Here is a 19,990-nt window from a genome sequence, read left to right as displayed (position 1 = left end):
TCGATCCGGGCCTGACGATCCGTGGCGCCCGCGGCGCCGCCGGCGTCGTCCCGGCCCGGCTGCGCTCCGTCGTCAGCCCCGTCGTCGGCGTCAGCCCCGCTGACGGGCCCGGTACGCGGCGACGTGGGTGCGATTGGCGCAGTTGCCCGTGTCGCAGAAGCGTTTGGAGCGGTTGCGGCTCAGGTCCAGCACCGCGGCGTCGCAGTCCTCGGCCGCGCACAGCGCCAGTCGGGAGAGCTCCTTGGAGCGGATGACGTCCAGGATCCCCATGGCGGTCTCGGTCGCGATGCGGTCCGCCAGCGGCGCGGCGTGAGTGGTCGCGTGGAGATGCCAATCCAGACCGTCGTGCTTCATCAGCTGGGGCAGTGCACGGGCGTCGCGGAGGATTCTGTTGACCTCTTCCGCAGCTTCGTCCTCCGGGGACGTCCAGAGGGCGCGCAGCACGCCCCGTAAGCGGCGCACGGAGTCGAGTTCGGCGTCGTCGTGCGTGCGGGAGCCGTAGAACTCCTCGCGCGCCAGGAAGGCCGTCAGGTGTTCGTCATCGGGGAGGAGCTCGGCCCCGTTCGCGTTCGTGTTGATGAGATTCATGGCGGAACGGAGGGCCACCTCGGTGTCATGAGCAAAAACCATATTGACTCCTTACTTGTCCTGCCACTACTGTCACGAGTAAAGCACGTTTCACTCCTGACAGGAACTCGCCATGCCTCGCACCGCAGCGACCGCGCGCCGCGCCCCTTCGGCCTTCGTCGGCGTCCCCGTGGCGCTGCTCTCCTCGGCGGTGTTCGCCACCTCGGGGTCGTTCGGCAAATCCCTGCTGGAGATGGGCTGGTCGCCCGGAGCCGCGGTCGCGATGCGCCTGAGCGGCGCCGTTCTCATTCTGACGCTTCCGGCCCTCTGGTCGCTGCGCGGCAAATGGCATCAGGTGCGCGACAACTGGCTCACCATCGTCCTCTTCGGCCTGTTCGGCGTGGCGGCGTGCCAGCTTTTCTACTTCAACGCCGTCCAGACCCTCTCGGTGGGCGTCGCGCTCCTCCTGGAGTACCTGGCGCCCGTCATGATCGTGCTGTGGCTCTGGGTGGTCAAGCGGCACGCGCCGCGGTGGCTCACCATCGCCGGCACGGTCGTGTCGATCGCAGGCCTGCTCCTGGTGCTCGACCTGGGCGGCGCGCGCGTGGACCCGGTGGGCGTCCTCTGGGGCGTCGCGGCCGCGGTCTGCCTGGTGGTCTACTTCTTCATCACCGCCCGCCAGAATGACGGCCTGCCGCCGCTGGTGCTCGCCTCGGGCGGGATGCTCGTGGGGGCCGTGGTGCTGTGGATCGTGACCCTCACCGGGATCATGCCGCTGCGGTTCACCTTCGGCGAGGCCCACCTCGGAGGCGCCTCGGTGCCCTGGTGGATCTCCCTGGCCGGGATGGTCATCCTGTCCACCGTGATCGCTTACGTGACCGGCATCTACGCGTCGCGGGCTCTGGGGTCCAAGGTGGCGTCGTTCGTGTCCCTCACCGAGGTCCTGTTCGCCGTCGTGTGGGCGTGGCTGCTGCTCGGCGAACTGCCGGCGCCCATCCAGATCGGCGGCGGCATGCTGATCGTCCTGGGCGTCCTCCTCGTGCGGGTCGACGAGCTCCGGGATCCCGACTTCGCGGGCGAATCGGCCACGGTGGCCGAAGCCGTGCCGGCCGGGCGGCCCGAGGCCCGGGTGGACGCCTGAGCCGAGCGCTCGGTAGCGGCACTTCGACGACGACGGCGCCCCCACCCGCGTGCCCGCCCGCGGTTCCGGGGCTGGGCGCCGGTGGGGGCGCCGTCGTCGTGATGATCGGAGGCTGAGCGCTTCAGGCGCGGTCTGCAACGACCACGTAACCGGCCTCCGCCACGGCCTCGCCGATCTCCTCGGGGGAGAGTTCCCCGCGCGAGGAGATCGTCACGGTGGAGACCCCACCGGCGTTCAGGTCCACCGCGACGCGCTCCACGCCGTCGACCGCTTCCAGCTCCTCCGTCACGGAGGAGACGCAGTGGCCGCAGGTCATGCCGGAGACGGAGACCTGGGTGGTGATCAGGGATTCAGGGGTGCTCATGATGTTCTCCTCGGGGTGACGTGATTCGGGTGACAGGGGCTTGATCAGCGCAGCAGGCGGCCGATGGCGTCCGTGGCCTCTTTGACCTTGGCGTCGACCTTCTCCTGGCGCAGTGCGCCGTCGGACTCCTCCGCGGCGCCCACCACGCAATGGCCGATGTGCTCCTCCACCAGCCCCAGGCTGACGGCGTGCAGCGCCTTGTTGACGGCGGCGATCTGCGTGAGGATGTCGATGCAGTACTTGTCCTCATCGACCATGCGCGCGATGCCCCGGACCTGGCCTTCGATCCGCTTGAGACGCCTCTGATAGGCCTCTTTGTTGGCGGAGTAGCCGTGCTGGTGCGGGTGTTCCTGGATGTCCGACTCGCTCATACCCCGAGCGTATACCCCCTGGGGGTATCAATCAAGAGTCCGACCGGTACGGCCGTCCTGATCCGGGAATTGGAAAGCCCCGGAACACGTCATTGGGGGATACGTGCTCCGGGGCAGCTCATGGGGCAACTTCTTCGTCGCTGGATCGAGCTTAGCGGCAACCAAAGGCGCTTCGCCACTTCTGCCGATAACTAATCGCGGCGGACTTTCGTGACAGAAAATCAACAACCGTGTGAATCGCAGATGCGGCAAAAATCACCCGGGAATTCCGCACTATTGCGGGTGTTCTGAAGCAGTGCTTGCATGGAGGCATGTCAACGGCGACGCACTACCTGGTGGCGATCGGTACGAAGAAGGGCCTCTGGCTCGCCCACAGCAAGGACCGCAAGGAATGGGTGCTGGACGGCCCCCATTTCCTCATGACGGAGATCCCGAGCATCGGCATCGACACCCGGGACGGCACACGCCTCCTCGTGGGCATCCGCTCCGAGCACTGGGGACCGACCGTCGCGCATTCGGATGACCTCGGCGTGACCTGGACCGAGCCCGAAGGGGGCGGGATCGCCTTCGGCGAAGGTGACGGCGCCGCCGTCGAACGCATCTGGCAGCTCCAGCCCGACCGGGAGGGCCGTCCCGGCGTCGTGTGGGCCGGCGTCGAGCCCATCTCCCTCTGGCGGTCGGACGACGGCGGCGAGCACTTCGAGCTCAACCGCGGCCTGTGGGAGCACCCGCACCGTCCGGAATGGGGTGAGGGAGCAGGCGGCGGCGCGGTGCACTCGATCATCCCGGCGCCCGACGGATCCACCGTGCACGTCGCCATGAGCACGGGAGGTGTCTACCGGACGCGGGACGGCGGGGAGAACTGGCAGGCGACCAACCGGGGCATCGGGGCGTCGTTCCTGCCCGGCGAGCTCCCGGAGTTCGGGCAATGCGTTCACAAGATCGCCGCCGATGCGGATGACCCCGAGCAGATCTACGCGCAGAACCACGGCGGTGTGTATCGGACGCGCGACGGCGGCGACACCTGGCAGGCGGTCGAGCATGGGCTGCCGGCGAACTTCGGTTTCGTCATGCTGAGCCATCCCCGCAACGCCGGGACTGCCTGGGTGATCCCACTGGCCGCGGACGTCGAGCGCATCCCCGTGGACGGGCATCCGGCCGTCGGCCGCACGCGGGACGCCGGGGAGAACTGGGAGATGCTCGACGCCGGTCTGCCCGCCAAGGACTACAACTCGATCCTCCGGGACGCCGCCGCCGTCGACACGGCGGAACCGGTGGGCGTCTACTTCGGGACCCGCGGCGGCAGCGTGTACGCGAGTGCCGATGAGGGCGCCACGTTCCAGGAGATCGCGTCGCACCTTCCCGACGTGCTGTGTGTCCGGGCGGCGGTCATCGAGGGGTCGGGCCAGCGGAGCGATGCCGGTGGCGGAGTGCCGGTGGCGAGCTGAATGGCCTCTTTCACCGTGCTGATCCCGAGCGTCCTGCGCCCCTTGGTGCGGGACGCGGACGCGCTGGACGTCGAGCTTCCCGACGACGGCGGGCCGGCCACCGTGGCCCGCATCCTGGGCTCTGTGGCGGCCGACCATCCCGTGCTGGGCCGGCGGCTCCGCGATGAAACGGGTGCTCTCCGACGCCATGTGAACGTGTACCTGGGACCCGATGAGGTCCGCAGGCTTCAGGGTCTCGAGACCGAAGTCCCTGAAGGGGCGGAACTGATGATCATCCAGTCCGTCGCGGGCGGCTAGGAGTGTTCCTCCCTCAGGCGACCCGCCAGAGCTGGTAATCCTGGGAATCGAGGACGCGGCGTTGGCCGGTCTCCTCGTCCCGGATCCAGACGACGCCCAGGCCGGGAGCGATGTCTTGGACCTGGCCACGTCGTACGAACGTGGTCCGCGGCATCAGGTGGAAGCGTTCGGCCTCCACGTGATCACCACGGCGCAGTTGGTGGAGCGAACTGATGAGGGTTCGTGCGGTCATGTCCCTTCACCTCCACGGAGAGAATTTTTCGGTACTCCCAGTCAACCGGCCCGGGATTTCAGGCGGGTTTCGGCGCCGTAAGAAGTGGGTGAGGGCATGGTTACGGATGCGGTGTGCCGCGGTCACAGCGCGGGCGAGGGCCGACGCGGGCTATGGCCATGTGGCCGAGGAGGCCGTGGGTCAGAGGAGAGCGTGCAGCCGCCAGGATCCGGGAGTCCCTTCGAGGGCGACGATCCCGGTGTTGGCGAGTGGCAGACGGACGTCGAATCCGCCGTCGTGCTGCACCCGGGCCGCGGTCCAGCAGCGGATCGCCGCACCGTGGCTGACGGCGAGGACGCTGGCTTCGGGCCCGTGGGTCCGCGCCATCTGGTCCACGGCTGCGTCGAAACGGCGGAAGAAGGTGGTGTGATCCTCCGCGCCGTCGATCCTCGACAGGGAGTCACCGAGGCCCCAGGCGATGACGTGAGCGCCGTAGCTGGCGCACGAGTCGTCGTCGTTCAGCATTTCGAGCGCACCGGCGCCGATCTCTTCCAGTCCCTCCAGCACGGTGGCTGTGAGGTTTCTGGCCTGCGACAACGGCCCCGCGGTGAGCTGGGCTCGGAGCAGAGGTGAGGCGTAGACGGCGTCCAGGTGTTCGGCGGACAGCCGTTCCACGAGAGCGTGCGCCTGCTCCAGGCCCAGGTCCGTCAGCCCAGGACCCGGGCGTCCCGTGTCCAGGGCGCGGAGCAGGTTACTGGGCGTCTGGCCATGCCGGACGAGGAACAGGCGCACGGCCGGGGCTACTTCAGGTAGTCGACCAGTGCCGCCGCGACGCCCGTGTAGGACGCGGGGGTCAGCTGGAGGAGACGGTCCCGGGCCTCGTCCGAGAGCCCCAGGCCGGAGACGAACTCCTGCATGCGGGCCGCGTCGACGCGGTGGCCACGGGTGAGATCCTTGAGGCGCTCGTACGGGTTCTCCATTCCGGGAACGCCCGCGATGGCCTCGGCCCGCATGACCGTCTGGATGGCCTCGCCGAGGACCTCCCAGTTGCCGTCCAGATCGGCGGCGAGGACGTCCACGGACACCTTGAGCTGCTTGAGGCCCTTGACCACATTGCTGATGGCCAGCAGGGAGTGCCCGAACGCGACGCCGATGTTGCGCTGCGAGGAGGAGTCCGTGAGGTCACGCTGCCAGCGGGACGTGACGAGGGTCGAGGCGAGGACGTCGAGCAGTCCGCTCGAGATCTCCAGGTTGGCCTCGGCGTTCTCGAAGCGGATCGGGTTCACCTTGTGCGGCATCGTCGAAGAACCGGTGGCGCCGGCCACCGGGATCTGCGCGAAGTAGCCGATGGAGATGTAGCTCCACACATCGGTGCAGAAGTTGTGCAGAATGCGGTTGAAGCGGGCGACGTCCGCATACAGCTCAGCCTGCCAGTCGTGGCTTTCGATCTGGGTGGTCAGCGGGTTCCAGTCCAGGCCCAGACCCTCCACGAACGTGCGGGAGACCTCGGTCCAGTCCGCGCCCGGCACGGCGGACACGTGGGCTGCGAAGGTGCCAGTGGCGCCGTTGATCTTGCCGAGGTATTCCGTGCGGGAGATCCGGTCCAGCTGACGGCTGAGGCGGTGGGCCACCACTGCGAGTTCCTTGCCCAGCGTGGTGGGCGTGGCGGGCTGACCGTGGGTCCGGGAGAGCATCGGAACGTCACGGTTCTCCGTGGCCATGGCGCCGATCTGGTCGACCAGGGCGCGGGCCGCCGGGAGCCAGACATCCTCGACGGCGCCCTTGACGCCGAGCGCGTACGAGAGGTTGTTGATGTCCTCCGAGGTGCAGGCGAAATGCACCAGGGGCGTCAGCGATTCGATCCCGATGGCCGGCAGGCGGCGGCCGATGTAGTACTCCACGGCCTTGACGTCATGGACGGTCACGGCCTCGATCTCCGCGAGTTCCGTGACGGAGTCCGCATCGAACTCGGTGACGATGGCCCGCAGCTGGTCCTGCTGCTCCGGGGTCAGCGGCGCCGAGCCGGGAAGGACCGAGTTCGAGGTGAGGTGAATCAGCCATTCCACCTCGACGGCGACACGGTCACGGTTCAGCGCGGCCTCGGACAAGTAGTCCACGAGGGGTGCCACGGCTGCACGGTACCGGCCGTCCAGGGGCCCTAGGGCGATCTGGCCCTCGCCTGCAGCCAGGGAGAGTCGTCCGGACGGGATGCGCGCAGTGGTTTCAGCCATGTGCTCATTCTTTCATGTGCCGGGCGGCAGTCTCATCTTCCGGAGGCCATGTGGACAATGCGTGACGCGCACTTTCCACATGGCCTCTTCGACGCCGCCTGTGGATCGTCCATGCTCATAGCGTGGTGTGCAGTCGGAGGTCGGCGAAGGAGGAGGAACGGCATGGATTCGGCGTACCAGGGGTCCGGGCTGCTGCCGGGTGGGCGGGGCGGTCCCGATGCAGCGGGATTTCTCGCGCTCGCCCTCTGGCTCGGTGGACAGCGGGACGAGCTCTCCGCAGCCCTCGCCGCTCTTCGCCAGGCAGGCAACCTGCACTGGGATTCCGCGGCGGGGAACGCTTACAGAATGGCGCTGGAGGAACGACGCCGCAGCCTCCTTCGCGCGGGCGAGGCGCTGGAAGCTGCGCGGGCCGCGTTGGCCCTCCATGCCTCCCTCGCGGACTCGCCGCCCCGGGTTCGGGGTATGGCGGCGGTTCAGGCGGTTCCGGGGGACGGCGGCCTCGGCGCGGGGTCCACGCCGTCGGTTCACTACGAGGGGCGATGATGGCCGTCCCCTCCGATGAGACATGTTTCTGGATCAACGGCCGGTACAGCCTGGTCAGCGTCGATCCGGATGAGCTCTGGACCGCATCGGGGCGCCTGGACCTCGTCGCCGATCGTCTTCAGACCTGTCTTCAAGGGATCCAGCGCCGATGGGAGGCGATTCTGGACGATGGACTTGCCGCCGGTTCCGTCCTGGGTGCGGGCGTGAGCGACTGCGGACTCGCGGTGAACCGGACCACGGCGGAGCTCGACGGTGTGGTCTCGGCGCTGCGATCACTCGCGGGATCTCTCAGGGGATCAGCCACTTCTTATGCGGAGGCGGAGCGTGGGACCGAATCGAAGGTGGCCGGGACCGGCGACCTCATCCAAGGGGGGCTGGCCCTCGTGCCCGGGATTCTCGCCTACGTGCTGGGGATGATCGACCCGCGAGCCCGGGACGGTTATCTCAAGGCGCTCAGCGCAACCGGGGCCAAGGACTCCGTGGATGCTCTCACTCATGCCCTGTCGTCCTGGGACGGGGGCGTGGAGGAGGCCCGGCTCCGGCAGGACGCGCTGACGGTGACAGCCGAGCGATGGCATTCCGCACCTCCGGCCCCCACCCCCGGGACGTTCCTGGGCTCGGCGTTCCGGGGCGCGAATCGTGCGGCCGGTTATGGGCCCGCGGCCCCGGGCGAGAAGCCGATCCCCTTGTCATCCGTCGTGGTGGACAAGTACCTCCGGACCGACGGCAGCTACGCCGTGGTCGTGAGCATCCCCGGCACCGAGAAGTGGGCGCCGTTCGACTCCACGGAAACCACCGACGATCTCAAAGGCAACGTCTCGGCGATGGCCCAGGGAACGGAGCGCCGGAGTTATCTCACTCAGACCCAGGCGGCCGTGGTGAAAGCGCTCGAGGCGGAGCACGTCACCAGGAAGGATGACATCGTGCTGAACGGCTACAGCCAGGGAGGCATCAACGCGGTGGCGCTCGCCGCGAACAAGGATTTCACCGCCACGTACACGGTCCGCGCCGTCAACACCGCAGGTTCGCCGGTCGGCCGATTCCTGGGCCGGGTGGACGCGAGCGTGCTGACGCTCGAGAACCAGCGGGATCTGGTCCCCGCACTGGACGGGGTGCCCAACCCGCGAAGGCCGAACGTCGTGACGGCGCGCTTCTCCGCGGAGCCGGCCACGGTCGACCCCGTGCTGTCCGGGATGGCCAGCGGGCGACCGGTGGAAGCGCTGTCCGGCACTCTCGATGTGCCGATGAAGATCAGGAACGCTCACGACATCGGCAACTACATCGCGGCGGCGGATCGACTGGAGACGAGTCACGACCCGGGAGTCCTCCGGCATCAGAAGGTGCTCGCGGACATCCTGGGTCCTGACCGGCTCGACACTTCCCCGGACTCGGTCAGAAAAGCCACCCGGACCGTCTACACGGCCCACGAGCCGCCGCTGGGGGAAGACCAGTGCCGGCCATGACACTGGCTGCGCTGCCTCTCAGGGCATCAGCAGTTCTGGCTCGGTGGCGTCAACGGGCTCGCGCGGAGTCAGAGACGTTCGGCAGAGGGGTTCAGCGGTCTCGGTCCCGGTCGAACAGCCGATCCGTGATGAGGGAGATGATGCTGATGATCAGCGCTCCGAGGACGGCGGTCCAGAAGAACGTGTCGATCCCCAGATGGACGGGCGTGAAACCACTCAACCAGGAGGTGAGGTAGAGCATGGCGGCATTGATCACGAGGGTGAACAAGCCAAGGGTCAGAACGGTCACAGGCAGGGCCAGAAAGCGCACCACGGGCCGGATCCACGCGTTGACCACGGCGAAGATCAATCCGATGAACAGGTACGCCAGGATGCTGCCGAGGGTGTCGGCGGGAGCGGACGGAGCCGCGCCTGCCACCAGATCCTGGGCGGCGCCCGTGGACAGGGTCAGTCCGGGCAGAAGCCACGTGGCCACCCAGAGGGAGAACGCATTGATCGCCAGACGCAGGAGGAACTTCGCCATGCAACCATGCTGTCATACCTGTCTGGGCGTATCCCCGGCATTTAGGCTGGAGACATGAGTTCCCATGTGTCGCCCTCTGAGGGTGTGTCCGCAGACCACGGTCAGGAAATCCTTCCCCGTCCCGCAGTGGGACTTCTTCCCAAGTACACCGCCGGCAAGCCGCCGCGGGTCCTGGAAGGGCTGACCAGCTACAAGCTCTCGTCCAACGAGGTGGCCCTGGGCCCGTTGCCGCAGGTCCGGGAAGCCGTGGCCGGATTCGACGGCTTCAACCGGTACCCCGATCCCCTGGTCACTCAGCTGCGCGAACGGATCTCTCAGGCGTTCGGCGTGCCCGCCGACGATGTGGTCACTGGCGCCGGAAGCCTCGGCGCCCTCATTCAGATCATCGGAGCCTTCGCGGGCCAGAACCCTGACGGTAGCCAGGATGAGGTCCTCTACGCGTGGCGTTCCTTCGAGGCGTACCCGATCTGCGTCGGTCTGGCCGGCGCTCGCAGCGTTCAGATCCCCTTGCTTCCGGATGGCCGACACGACCTCGACGCCATGGCCGCGGCGATCACCGACAGCACCAAGGTGATCCTCCTCTGCACCCCGAACAACCCGACGGGTCCCGTCCTGCGGACCCAGGAGACCCATGATTTCCTGGCGAAGGTCCCGTCCAACGTCCTCGTCGTGATCGATGAAGCGTATGTCGAATTCGTCAGGGACCCGGAAGCGGTCAAGGGGCTTGAATTCCTGGAGCGCTACCCCAACGTCGTGGTGCTCCGGACCTTCTCGAAGGCACATGGACTCGCGGGCCTTCGAGTCGGATACTCCGTCTCCCACCCTGAGGTGACCCAGTACCTCCGGCTGTCCGCGACTCCTTTCGCGGTGTCTCAGGTGGCCGAGCGTGCTGCCATCGCCTCCCTGGACCACCTTCCCGAGGTCCTGGAGCGCGTGGACGGCGTGGTGGCGGAGCGCGAGCGAGTGGTCGCCGCTCTGGAGGCCCAGGGCTGGGAGATCCCCCAGGCTCAAGGCAACTTCGTCTGGCTGCCGCTGGGCGAGGAGACCGCCCGCTTCGCGGAACTGGCCGGAACGCACGGACTGTCCGTGCGGGCGTTCGCCCCGGAGGGCGTGAGGGTCAGTATCGGCGAGCCGGAGGCGAACACGCGTTTCATCGAACTCTGTGAGGAATTCCGCCGGTCCTGAGGGCCCGCGTGTATTCCGTTGCGTTCACGACTTAATGATCACTTCTCCCGGAACTCCGGCTAAAGTGATCCCCGGACCAGATATATTCCACCTCGGGAATACATGCCTGAGGCGGAATATATCGATTGATTCCCACGACGTGTGGGACGGATGCAAGGAGACGGCATGGGCGTAGGGCAGCTGCCGACCACTGAATTCAATGACGAGGAACTCGACGACCACCCGGAGACCCACCTGGACCCGGCGTCACAGCCGGCCGGCGGGGCCATGATCCAGCTTCTGGACGCTCAGGGGAACCGCCGGGAGGACCCGGTCTTCGGTCCCTACGTGGAGTCCCTGGATCCTGAGGCGCTGCGTGCGTTCTACCGTGACATGGCCGTGGTGCGCCGCTTCGATCAGGAGGCCACCGCGTTGCAGCGGCAGGGGCAGCTCGCCCTCTGGGTTCCCCTGACCGGTCAGGAGGCGGCCCAGATCGGTTCCGGCCACGCGTTGCGGACCGAGGACTTCGTCTTCCCGAGCTACCGCGAACATGGTGTGGCACTCTCCCGTGGCCTCGACATGTCGGATCTGCTCAGGATCTTCCGGGGCGTCACCCATGGCGGCTGGGATCCCCGCGAGAAGAACTTCAACATCTACACCCTGGTGCTTGCCGCGCAGGTGCTTCATGCGGTCGGCTACGCCATGGGCATCCAGCGCGACCAGGTGTCGGCCCGTGCCAAGGGCGAGACGGTGGAGGACGCCGCCGTCGTCGCCTACTACGGCGACGGCGCGAGCAGCGAAGGCGACGTCCACGAGGCGATGGTCTTCGCTTCCAGCTACAAGGCGCCGGTCGTGTTCTTCTGCCAGAACAATCACTGGGCCATCTCCGTGCCGTCGAAGGTCCAGACGAAGGTCCCTCTGGCGCACCGCGCCCAGGGTTACGGTTTTCCCGGGGTGCGCGTGGACGGCAATGACATCCTCGCGGTGCACGCGGTGACGCAGTGGGCGCTCGACCGTGCCCGCAAGGGCGAGGGCCCGGTGCTGATCGAGGCCTTCACCTACCGCTTGGGTGCTCACACCACGGCCGACGACCCCACCAAGTACCGCACCAGTTCCGAAGAGGACCAGTGGCGGGCGAAGGACCCCCTGACGCGCCTGGAGACCTACCTCCGGGCCGAGGGCCACGCCGACGACGACTTCTTCGAGGACGTCCGTCGCCAGGGCCAGGAGCTGGCGGATTCCGTCCGTCAGACCGTTCAGGCGATGGAAGGCCCCAGTATGGAGGACGCGTTCGCTCACGTGTACTCGCAGGCCCACCCTCTGGTCCAGGATGAACTGCGGTGGTATCGGGAGTATGAGGCAGGATTCGAGAACGCGGAAGGCGCGGGTGAGGGCTGAGCCATGACCACCATGACCATTGCCAAGGCCATCAACGAAGGCCTGCGCGAGGCCCTGGCCGGGGACGACAAGACTCTGCTGATGGGCGAGGACATCGGGGCACTCGGTGGCGTCTACCGGGTCACGGATGGCCTCCAGCAGGAGTTCGGCGAAGACCGTGTGGTCGATTCGCCGCTCGCGGAAGCCGGGATCATCGGCACGTCGATCGGCCTGGCCATGCGCGGGTACCGCCCGGTGTGCGAGATCCAGTTCGACGGTTTCGTCTTCCCGGGTTTCAACCAGATCACCACGCAGCTGGCCAAGTACCACGCGAGGACCAGCGGCGCCGTGACCCTGCCCGTGACCATCCGCATCCCGTATGGCGGAGGCATCGGTTCGATCGAGCACCATTCGGAGTCTCCCGAAGCGCTGTTCGCCCACACGGCGGGCCTGCGGATCGTCACCCCCTCCAATCCGCATGACGCTTACTGGATGACCCGGCAGGCCATTGAATGCCAGGATCCGGTGATCGTGTTCGAGCCCAAGAAGCGCTACTGGCTCAAGGGTGAGGTGGACACGCAGGATCCCGGGACATCTGCCGATCCCTTCAGCGCCCACGTGGTGCGCGAAGGCTCCGACGTCACGCTCGTGGCCTACGGACCGCTCGTCCCTGTGGCCCTGGCGGCGGCGGCCGCCGCCGAGGAGGACGGCCGCAGCATCGAGGTCATCGACCTGCGGAGCATCTCCCCGATCGATTTCGACACCGTGGAGGCTTCGGTCCGTAAGACCGGACGCCTTCTGGTGACTCATGAGGCGCCCACGTTCGGCGGGATCGGCGGCGAGATCGCCAGCCGCATCAGCGAGCGGGCGTTCCTCAGCCTGGAGGCGCCGGTCATCCGCGTGGGCGGGTTCCACATGCCGTACCCGGTGGCGAAGGTGGAGGAACACTATCTGCCGGACATCGACCGTATCCTCGAAGCACTCGACCGCGCTTTCTCCTACTGAGAGCCACGGAGTTTAGGGACATCATGAGCACGCAGAAATTCAATCTTCCCGATGTGGGCGAAGGCCTGACCGAGGCCGAGATCGTCTCCTGGAAGGTCCAGGTGGGGGACACGGTCGCGATCAACGACGTCCTCTGCGAGATCGAGACCGCGAAGTCCCTGGTGGAGCTTCCTTCGCCGTTCGCCGGCACGGTGACCGCGCTCCTGGTCCCCGAAGGCAAGACGGTCGAAGTCGGCACGCCGATCATCGCGGTGGGTGCCGCAGGAGAGACTGCCGCGGACGACGACGGCGGTTCGCCGGCAGCGCCCGCGGCGCAGCCGTCCGCTGCTGCTGAGGCCCCCCGGGTCGCCTATGGGACGCTCCCGGTCGACGACTCCGAGGCTCCGGGGCCCTTGGTCGGTTCCGGCCCGAAGGCCGACGCGGTCAAGCGCCGTCCTCGCCGCAATGGCTCGTCGCCGGCGGCCCCCGCTGCAGCAGCGCCGGCACAGGCTCAGGCCCCCACCCAGGCCCCCGCGTCCCTGGCGCAGCCCGCCCCTGCGGCCCGGGCGACTCAGCAAGCTCCGTCAGCTCCTCTGGCCCCGTCCGCGACGGCGGCGCCGTCGGCCGCGGAGGCCGCCGGTGAGGAGCGCCCCGGTATCGGCGGCGCCTTGACCGGCCTCGTCAGCCGTGTGCTGGCGAAGCCGCCGGTGCGCAAGATCGCCCGTGATCTCGGGATCGATCTCGCCCTGGTGACACCCACCGGCGCCCGTGGCGAGGTGACCCGTGAGGACCTGGTGAGCTACCAGTCCCAGCGGGAGGCCGAACAGGACCAGGCCGGGAAATTCTGGACCGCTCCGGCGAAGAACCCGGAGCGCAGGATCGAACGCATCCCCGTGAAGGGCGTGCGCAAGGCCACGGCGAGGGCCATGGTGGATTCCGCCTTCCAGGCTCCGCACGTCTCGATCTTCGTGGACATCGACGCCAGCCGCACCATGGAGTTCGTGCAGCGCCTCAAGAAGTCGCGGGACTTCGAAGGCATCAAGGTCTCGCCGCTGCTCATCCTGGCCAAGGCCGTCATCTGGGCCGCCGCCCGCAATCCCAGCGTGAACTCGGAATGGGTGTCCGGTCCGGAGGGCGACGAGATCCACGTCAAGCACTTCATGAACCTCGGCATCGCCGCCGCCACTCCGCGCGGTCTGCTGGTCCCCAACATCAAGGACGCGCAGGACCTCTCCCTCAAAGAGCTCGCGGTGGCGCTGAACGACCTTGCCACCACGGCCCGGGCCGGGAAGACCAGCCCGGCCGACATGAGGGACGGAACGCTCACGGTGACGAACATCGGGGCCCTCGGTATCGACACGGGCACCCCGATCATCAATCCCGGCGAAGTGGCGATCGTCGCCTTCGGCACCATCAAGCAGAAGCCGTGGGTGGTCTCCGGTGAGGTCATCCCGCGTTGGATCACCACGCTCGGTGGCTCCTTCGACCATCGCGTGGTCGACGGCGATCTCTCGGCCCGTTTCATGGCCGATGTCGCGGCGATCATGGAAGAGCCCGCGCTGCTGCTGGACTGAGCGTCACCCTGCGGCTGGAGGCGGCTGTCGGACCCTGCGGCTGGACGGGTTCCGGCGTGCGGAACGACGGGCGTGGGGCGACGGCCGGCTGGAACAGTCGGCCACCAGGACGATTCGAGAGGGATCAGGATGACGGAGTGGATCACTCGCACGCTGACGGAGAGTGACCGCGACGAATGGTCGCGCCTGTTCGAGGGGTACTGCACCTTCTACCACCGCGAACTCACGCCGGAGCACCGGGATGTCGTCTGGTCCTGGCTCCAGGACGGACGGCTGACCGGCCTGGTGGCCGAGGATCCCGCGGCTCAGGGACGTCTGGTGGGCCTGGCCCATGTCCGTCCCGTGGTGCGTCCGATGCTCGGCGTGGTCGCCGGCTACCTGGACGATCTGTTCGTGGACCCTGCCGGGCGTGGCGGAGGCGTCGTGGACGCCCTGTTCGACGCGATCCGCGCCGAGGCCCGGGCAGAGGGCTGGAGCCACGTCCGGTGGATCACCTCCGAGGACAATTACCGCGCCCGGGCCGTCTACGACCGCCTGTCCACGCGCACGCCGTTCCTGACCTACCAGCTCGACCTCGAGGCCTGATCGGCAGTCCTCACGACGACGGCGCCGCCCACCGGACGTTCCGCAGGGAACCTCGGGGAGCGGCGCCGTCGTCGTCCAGCTGCGCGTGAACGCTCAGCGAGGGCGTGCGCTGGTCGGGAGACCTGTCAGGACACCGTGGTGTTGACGATGTAGACGTCGCAGGGGGCGTTGTGCGCCACGGTGTTCGCCACGGAACCCAGGACGCGGCCGATGCCGCTCATGCGGCGGTTGCCGACCACGATCACGTCGGCGTTCAGGCGCTCGGCCTCGGACAGCAGGGCGTCGGCGGGCTTGCCGCGAGCGGACAGGTACTCGACGTCCGAGCCCAGGCCCTCCGCCACCTGCTTCGCCACGCGCTGCGCGTCATCCGCGTCGGACATGATGAAGGTGTCGCTGCCGCTGCCGAAAACCTCGACGTTGTCCTTGTCGAAGGCCGTGATCACGTGCAGCCGGGCTTCGAGGCCCTGGGCCAGCTTGTAGGCCGCTGCGGCAGCCCGGGCCGCGGTCTCGCTACCGTCGACGCCAACAATCACAATTCCGGACATATCCGCTCCTCGTTGATGCTTATGTTGCAAGTAACTGTAGACGGCGGCGGCACGGCGGAAAAGTGCATCCGCGCAGGTGGATCGTTCGGCACCGCCGGAGGAGATGTGAAACGGTCACTTTATAGTGAGGGCCTCTGACTGTCCACTCCTCGCGCAACCCTGCGTTACCGACCGGTAGCTAGATAACGATCTGATTGCCAAGGAGTGAAATAGGCCTTTCAGACCGTCTGGTTCGTGGTACTTTTCCCGTGGAATGTGACGCGCCGCACACAGGCCACGAGCCCGCGGCAGTCTGGAAGGAAACCCCGTGCACCAAAAATCCACGGCCCCTGCCTTGTGCGGTAGCCGGACGCCCTCACGCCTGCACGCCGTGCGTGAGAAGGGCGGACGTCAGTGATCAAGTACCTCCTCAAGCGCATGGCGACCTATGTGGTCATGATCTTCCTGACCACCTCGGCCGGGTACTTCCTGGCGGTCTCCACCATGAAGCCCGCCCTGATCGAGCAGGAGAAGATCCCGCGGCCCACCCCTGAGCAGGTCGCGCACTCGCTGGCCCTCAAGGGACTCGACCCCGCCATGAGCGCCTGGGACCGCTACGTTCAGTGGCTCACGGGCATCGTGACCCGCTGGGACTGGGGCATGAGCCCGGCCGGCGGATCGGTCAACGCGGCCTTCGGTGACCGGGTGTGGGTCTCCACCCGCCTCTTCATCGCGGCGATCTTCCTGACCCTCGTGATCGGCGTCGCGCTCGGCGTGTTCACGGCCGCACGGCAGTACAAGACGTCGGACCGCGTGATCACCAGCTATTCCTACCTGACCTACATCGTCCCGGCCCCGATCGCCTACTTCCTGGTGCAGCTCGCGGCGATCTGGATCAACGACGCCACCGGTCAGCAGATCTTCTTCGTGACCGGCATCTCGACACCCGGCGTGGAGCCGGGCTGGCCCGCCTTCGTGGACCTCGTGGCCCACTACGTCGTGCCGACCTTCGCCATCACCCTGGTGGGCTGGGGCGGTTATCAGATCGCCCAGCGTCAGTACCTGCTGGACAACGTCAACGCCGACTTCGTCCGCACCGCCAGGGCCAAGGGCCTCACCCGGAACCAGGCCATCCGGCGCCACGCGCTGCGGGTCTCCTTCATCCCCGTCGCCCAGACCATCGCCTTCACCGTGCCGGCCATCTTCGCGGGCGGTTTCTTCGCCGAGGCGATCTTCGCCTGGCCTGGCGTCGGCTTCTGGAGCATCGACGCCATCGGCAAGCAGGACGTCAACGCGGCCACCGCGACGCTGGCTTACGGCTCCGTGATCTTCGCCGTCGGCGCCATCCTCGCGGACCTTGCCACCACCCTGGTCGACCCGAGAGTGAGGGTTTCCTGATGTCCACAGTCGACGCGGTCCAGCCTGAGACCGAAGCGGATATTCTCACGACCGACGACGGTGTGGTGATCGCCAAGGGCGTCATCATCTTCCGCCGCTTCCTCCGGAACAAGACCGCCGTGGCGGGCCTGATCCTCTTCCTGGCCCTGACGGTCTTCTCCCTGGTGGGTCAGTTCCTTACCCCCTGGACCAAGAACGACATCGATCCCGCCTTCATCGGCGAGGGCCCCTCCGCGGAGCACTTCTTCGGCACCACCCAGGCCGGGGTGGACCTCTATGTCCTCATGGTCGAAGGTGTCCGGACCTCCATCCTGATCGGCCTGATCGTGGGCGTCGGGTCCATGCTCGTGGCCGCCGTGTACGGCTGTGTCATGGCCTTCTACGGCGGCAAGGTCGACAAGGTGATGCTCTTCATCCTCGAAGCGCTCATCATGATGCCCTCGCTCCTCGTGGTCGCCGTGGTCACGAGCGGCAACGGCGGTGATCTGAAGGACGCGCTCCCGAGCTGGTTCCTCCTGACCGTGGTCCTGCTGGTGTTCGGGTGGATGGGCGCCGCGCGTCTCATCCGGTCGATCTCCATGTCCCTCATCGAACGGGACTACGTCAAGGCCGCGCGCTACATGGGCGTCTCCACCTGGCGCATCGTCTGGAAGCACCTGATCCCCAACATCGGCTCCCTGCTGGTCCTCGAGATCACGCGCGGCGTCACCCTGGCGATCCTCTCCGAGGTGGCCTATTCCTTCATCGGCATCGGCATCAAGCCGCCGGACATGAGCCTCGGCATCCTGATCGGCCAGGCCAGCCAGCAGGTCAGCAGCTTCCCCTGGATGTTCTGGTTCCCGCTCCTGGCCATGTTCGCCCTGACCGGCTCGATGGCCATGATGAATGACGGCCTCCGGGACGCCTTCGACCCGAGCTCCAGCTCGGTGGGCAAGGCCAAGAAGTCCCGCAAGGCCCGCAAGAACACCGTGGAGGCGGCGGCATGAGCGCTTCCCAGCACGACAGCACGCAGGAAGGCACCGTGACACAAGGCACCGGAGCACTGGACACCACCGAACGCCTCCACGTCGCCGGACTTCACGCCCCGGGCGAACCGGTGCTCTCCATCCGCGACCTGAACGTCCGGTTCAACTCGGAGAACGGCGTGGTGCACGCCGTCCGCGGTGTTGACTTCGACCTGCTGCCCGGCAAGACGCTCGGCATCGTCGGTGAATCCGGTTCCGGCAAGTCCGTCACGTCCATGGCGATCATGGGCCTCCTGCCGGAAACGGCCGAGGTCACGGGCTCGGTGCGGCTGCACGGCCAGGAACTGCTGGGTCTGTCGGACGCGCAGATGTGCAAGTACCGCGGCAACGACCTGGCGATGGTGTTCCAGGATCCGCTGTCCTCACTGACGCCCGTGTTCACCGTCGGCGCCCAGATCATCGAGGCGCTGACCGTCCACAACCCGAAGATGAGCAGCAAGGCGAAGGAGGCGCGCGCCGTCGAACTCCTGACCCTGGTGGGCATCCCCAGCCCGCAGGCGCGTCTGAAGTCCTTCCCGCACGAATTCTCCGGCGGCATGCGCCAGCGCGTGATGATCGCGATCGCGATCGCGAACGACCCGCGCGTCCTGATCGCTGACGAACCCACCACCGCCCTGGACGTCACCATCCAGGCGCAGGTGCTGGAGGTCATGCACAAGGCGCAGGAGGAGACCGGCGCCGCGCTCGTCATGATCACCCACGACCTGGGCGTCGTGGCCGGCATGGCCGACGACATCATGGTCATGTACGCGGGCAAGCCGGTGGAGACCGGCTCGGTGGACCAGCTCTACTACGCCCCGCGCATGCCGTACACCATGGGTCTGCTGGGCGCCGTGCCACGCGTCGACGTCTCCGCGGAGACCTCGCTGGTCCCGATCGAGGGCATGCCCCCGAACCTCATCACCCCGCCCACCGGCTGCTCTTTCGCTCCGCGCTGCCCCCTGGCGGGCCCCGAGTGCCTGAGCGGCGAGCCGCCGCTGCGCCTCGTCCCCGGCGACGACGGCCACCGGGCCGCCTGCGTCAAGATGGAGGAGTTCGGGGTCGGCGTCGATGTCCACGAGATCTTCAAGGCGCCTCCGGTTCCGGTGTCCAAGTTCGAGGGCATCCCGCGGACCGACCGCACCACCGTGCTGGAGCTCAAGGACGTCAAGAAGCACTTCCCCCTGATGAAGGGATCGCTCTTCAAGAAGCGGATCGGCACGGTCAAGGCCGTGGACGGTCTCAGCTTCGACATCCGCGAAGGCGAGTGCTTCTCGATCGTGGGCGAGTCCGGCTGTGGCAAGACCACCACGCTCCTGGAGATCATGGAGTTCAGCAAGGATCAGCCGGGCGAGATCACCATCGGCGGGGTGAATTCGAAGGCCGCGACGTCGGCCGGCGAGAAGACCGCCATGCGGAAGTCGCTGCAGATCGTCTTCCAGGACCCGACGGGCGCCCTGGATCCCCGCTTCACCGTGTACGAGGCGCTCGCGGAGCCGCTCGAGAACTTGGGCACCCCCAAGTCCGAGATCCGCAAGCGCATCATGGAGCTCATGAAGCTGGTGGGCCTCCAGCCGGACCACGTGAACCGTTTCCCCAACCAGTTCTCCGGCGGTCAGCGCCAGCGCATCGGCATCGCCCGTGCCCTGGCGGTGAACCCGAAGCTCGTGGTGCTGGACGAACCCGTCTCCGCGCTGGACGTCTCCGTCCAGGCCGGGGTCATCAACCTCCTGGACAAGCTCCGGGCGGAACTCGGTCTGAGCTACCTCATGGTGGCTCACGACCTCTCAGTTGTACGTCACATCTCGAACCGGGTGGCTGTGATGTATCTGGGGAAGATCGTGGAGGTCGGCGACGTGGACAGCGTCTTCGACAATCCCCGGCACCCCTACACCCGTGCACTGCTTTCGGCGATTCCGGTTCCGGATCCCGAGGCGGAGCGCTCACGGGAGAGGATCATCCTCAAGGGAGACCTTCCAACGCCATTGGACGCTCCCCGAGGATGCAACTTCGCTTCCCGGTGCCCCATTTTCGCTGCCTTGCCTGAGGACAAGAGGACCAAGTGCCTGGAACTTGAGCCTCCCCTCGAGAATGGTGGAGGGGACCACCAGTTCGCCTGCTTCTACCCGAACGGGGAGATGGATGCGGACATGCTGGTGCTGCACGACTCATCGGACAGTGCTGCGTGAATATCGTTGATGACAGCGGGAAACCCAACCCT

21 protein-coding genes are annotated in these 19,990 nt (G+C 67.2%); 13 read left to right on the top strand and 8 right to left on the bottom strand.

The window, feature by feature from the left end; genetic code table 11:
- Window positions 1–90 precede the first annotated feature (90 nt).
- On the bottom strand, window positions 91–630 hold the full coding sequence (locus tag AB6732_RS13345; RefSeq protein ID WP_370960419.1) for an ABATE domain-containing protein: 540 nt from the start codon (window positions 628–630) through the stop codon (window positions 91–93).
- A gap of 70 nt (window positions 631–700) precedes the next feature.
- Between AB6732_RS13345 and AB6732_RS13340 the strand changes: the two genes are divergently transcribed.
- Window positions 701–1,708, top strand: a complete 1,008-nt coding sequence (locus AB6732_RS13340) for a DMT family transporter (RefSeq protein ID WP_370960418.1) — start codon at window positions 701–703, stop codon at window positions 1,706–1,708.
- A 121-nt stretch (window positions 1,709–1,829) separates the two neighbouring features.
- Here the strand turns inward: AB6732_RS13340 and AB6732_RS13335 are convergent, their stop codons facing one another.
- Window positions 1,830–2,072, bottom strand: coding sequence for a heavy-metal-associated domain-containing protein (locus AB6732_RS13335; protein ID WP_370960417.1), 243 nt, complete (start codon window positions 2,070–2,072; stop codon window positions 1,830–1,832).
- Window positions 2,073–2,116: 44 nt separating this feature from the next.
- Complete coding sequence (locus tag AB6732_RS13330) at window positions 2,117–2,443, bottom strand: metal-sensitive transcriptional regulator (protein ID WP_066213654.1); 327 nt, start codon at window positions 2,441–2,443, stop codon at window positions 2,117–2,119.
- 311 nt (window positions 2,444–2,754) lie between these two features.
- Here AB6732_RS13330 and AB6732_RS13325 point away from each other — a divergent pair, with 311 nt between their 5' ends.
- On the top strand, window positions 2,755–3,891 hold the full coding sequence (locus tag AB6732_RS13325; RefSeq protein ID WP_370960416.1) for an exo-alpha-sialidase: 1,137 nt from the start codon (window positions 2,755–2,757) through the stop codon (window positions 3,889–3,891).
- A complete protein-coding gene (locus AB6732_RS13320; protein WP_370960415.1) occupies window positions 3,892–4,188 on the top strand; it encodes a MoaD/ThiS family protein in 297 nt (98 codons plus the stop codon).
- A 13-nt stretch (window positions 4,189–4,201) separates the two neighbouring features.
- On the opposite strand, the gene AB6732_RS13315 is transcribed toward AB6732_RS13320, so the two are convergent.
- From AB6732_RS13315 to purB, 3 genes are all read right to left on the bottom strand, one after another.
- Complete coding sequence (locus AB6732_RS13315) at window positions 4,202–4,420, bottom strand: hypothetical protein (RefSeq protein WP_066213663.1); 219 nt, start codon at window positions 4,418–4,420, stop codon at window positions 4,202–4,204.
- Between the two features lie 180 nt (window positions 4,421–4,600).
- Window positions 4,601–5,191, bottom strand: coding sequence for a histidine phosphatase family protein (locus AB6732_RS13310; RefSeq protein WP_370960414.1), 591 nt, complete (start codon window positions 5,189–5,191; stop codon window positions 4,601–4,603).
- Window positions 5,192–5,199: 8 nt separating this feature from the next.
- Window positions 5,200–6,630, bottom strand: a complete 1,431-nt coding sequence (gene purB, locus AB6732_RS13305; RefSeq protein ID WP_370960413.1) for an adenylosuccinate lyase — start codon at window positions 6,628–6,630, stop codon at window positions 5,200–5,202.
- 162 nt (window positions 6,631–6,792) lie between these two features.
- Between purB and AB6732_RS13300 the strand changes: the two genes are divergently transcribed.
- Together AB6732_RS13300 and AB6732_RS13295 are read left to right on the top strand one after the other, a co-directional pair.
- Window positions 6,793–7,173: a hypothetical protein gene (locus AB6732_RS13300; protein WP_370960412.1), complete on the top strand. Its 381-nt coding sequence runs from the start codon at window positions 6,793–6,795 to the stop codon at window positions 7,171–7,173.
- On the top strand, window positions 7,173–8,636 hold the full coding sequence (locus tag AB6732_RS13295) for a hypothetical protein (RefSeq protein WP_370960411.1): 1,464 nt from the start codon (window positions 7,173–7,175) through the stop codon (window positions 8,634–8,636). The genes AB6732_RS13300 and AB6732_RS13295 overlap by 1 nt, the downstream gene beginning before the upstream one ends.
- Before the next feature lie 91 nt (window positions 8,637–8,727).
- On the opposite strand, the gene AB6732_RS13290 is transcribed toward AB6732_RS13295, so the two are convergent.
- Window positions 8,728–9,159: a phage holin family protein gene (locus AB6732_RS13290; RefSeq protein WP_287903121.1), complete on the bottom strand. Its 432-nt coding sequence runs from the start codon at window positions 9,157–9,159 to the stop codon at window positions 8,728–8,730.
- Between the two features lie 54 nt (window positions 9,160–9,213).
- On the opposite strand from AB6732_RS13290, the gene AB6732_RS13285 reads away from it, so the two are divergent.
- The 5 genes from AB6732_RS13285 to AB6732_RS13265 all read left to right on the top strand — a co-directional run bounded on the left by AB6732_RS13285 (window position 9,214) and on the right by AB6732_RS13265 (window position 14,843).
- Window positions 9,214–10,344, top strand: a complete 1,131-nt coding sequence (locus tag AB6732_RS13285) for a histidinol-phosphate transaminase (protein ID WP_370960410.1) — start codon at window positions 9,214–9,216, stop codon at window positions 10,342–10,344.
- A gap of 165 nt (window positions 10,345–10,509) precedes the next feature.
- The gene (gene pdhA / locus AB6732_RS13280) at window positions 10,510–11,721 is read left to right on the top strand and encodes a pyruvate dehydrogenase (acetyl-transferring) E1 component subunit alpha (protein ID WP_370960409.1); all 1,212 of its coding nucleotides are present in this window, start codon (window positions 10,510–10,512) and stop codon (window positions 11,719–11,721) included.
- A 3-nt stretch (window positions 11,722–11,724) separates the two neighbouring features.
- Entirely contained in the window at window positions 11,725–12,705 is a 981-nt protein-coding gene (locus tag AB6732_RS13275; protein ID WP_370960408.1) for an alpha-ketoacid dehydrogenase subunit beta, read from the top strand.
- Between the two features lie 23 nt (window positions 12,706–12,728).
- Entirely contained in the window at window positions 12,729–14,258 is a 1,530-nt protein-coding gene (locus AB6732_RS13270) for a dihydrolipoamide acetyltransferase family protein (protein ID WP_370960407.1), read from the top strand.
- Window positions 14,259–14,387: 129 nt separating this feature from the next.
- Window positions 14,388–14,843 (top strand): N-acetyltransferase family protein, encoded by a 456-nt coding sequence (locus AB6732_RS13265; RefSeq protein WP_370960406.1) that lies wholly within the window; start codon window positions 14,388–14,390, stop codon window positions 14,841–14,843.
- Window positions 14,844–14,968: 125 nt separating this feature from the next.
- Here AB6732_RS13265 and AB6732_RS13260 read toward each other — a convergent pair whose 3' ends face one another.
- On the bottom strand, window positions 14,969–15,388 hold the full coding sequence (locus AB6732_RS13260; RefSeq protein ID WP_066213705.1) for a universal stress protein: 420 nt from the start codon (window positions 15,386–15,388) through the stop codon (window positions 14,969–14,971).
- Window positions 15,389–15,781: 393 nt separating this feature from the next.
- On the opposite strand from AB6732_RS13260, the gene AB6732_RS13255 reads away from it, so the two are divergent.
- The 3 genes from AB6732_RS13255 to AB6732_RS13245 are packed head-to-tail and all read left to right on the top strand — an operon-like array spanning window position 15,782 to window position 19,958.
- Window positions 15,782–16,765 carry an ABC transporter permease gene (locus AB6732_RS13255; protein ID WP_370960405.1) on the top strand — a complete coding sequence of 328 codons (984 nt, stop codon included), beginning with the start codon at window positions 15,782–15,784 and terminating at the stop codon, window positions 16,763–16,765.
- The gene (locus AB6732_RS13250; RefSeq protein WP_208187268.1) at window positions 16,765–17,751 is read left to right on the top strand and encodes an ABC transporter permease; all 987 of its coding nucleotides are present in this window, start codon (window positions 16,765–16,767) and stop codon (window positions 17,749–17,751) included. Before AB6732_RS13255 ends, AB6732_RS13250 begins: the two co-directional genes overlap by 1 nt.
- On the top strand, window positions 17,748–19,958 hold the full coding sequence (locus AB6732_RS13245; protein WP_370960404.1) for a dipeptide ABC transporter ATP-binding protein: 2,211 nt from the start codon (window positions 17,748–17,750) through the stop codon (window positions 19,956–19,958). The genes AB6732_RS13250 and AB6732_RS13245 overlap by 4 nt, the downstream gene beginning before the upstream one ends.
- The last annotated feature ends 32 nt before the right edge of the window (window positions 19,959–19,990 follow it).

Origin of the sequence: Arthrobacter sp. RCC_34 (assembly GCF_041360795.1) — a bacterium.
Lineage (GTDB): Bacteria > Actinomycetota > Actinomycetes > Actinomycetales > Micrococcaceae > Arthrobacter_E.
The sequence above is the reverse complement of the archived record's forward strand: the minus strand, read 5'-3'. Positions and strand labels throughout refer to the sequence as shown.